Annotated in this window: 1 protein-coding gene; it reads right to left on the reverse strand. The window is 54.0% G+C overall.

Annotation, left to right across the window (positions count from 1 at the left end; all coding sequences use genetic code 11):
* The coding region (locus ACT3T6_RS17755) for a transposase (RefSeq protein WP_443589647.1) at positions 1-166 on the reverse strand (166 nt) is incomplete at its 3' end.
* Between the last annotated feature and the right edge of the window lie 99 nt (positions 167-265).

The raw sequence follows: 265 nt of genomic DNA on the forward strand, positions 1-265 counted from the left end.
CGCGGGGATCATGAAGCACGGCGGCCAAGCGGCGTGTCAGGCGATGCTGTTTATCGACTTCACGAAGCAGGAGTAATCCGGCGTCCGACGTAATGTGGCCCCCGGAGAAGTCGGCTTCAATTTGGCGGCGTGAGAGTGGCGAGAAGGTCAGCTTTTCAGGTACCATTTTGGAAGCGGCTGTTGGTGCTTGATGGATTGGTTAGGTTCTTGAAATCATAGCACTTTCAGCCGCTTTCTTTTATACCCTGTGAGAAATCCGGGCTAG

The sequence above is a fragment of the Halomonas sp. 72 genome (assembly GCF_052379785.1).
Lineage (GTDB): Bacteria > Pseudomonadota > Gammaproteobacteria > Pseudomonadales > Halomonadaceae > Vreelandella > Vreelandella citrativorans.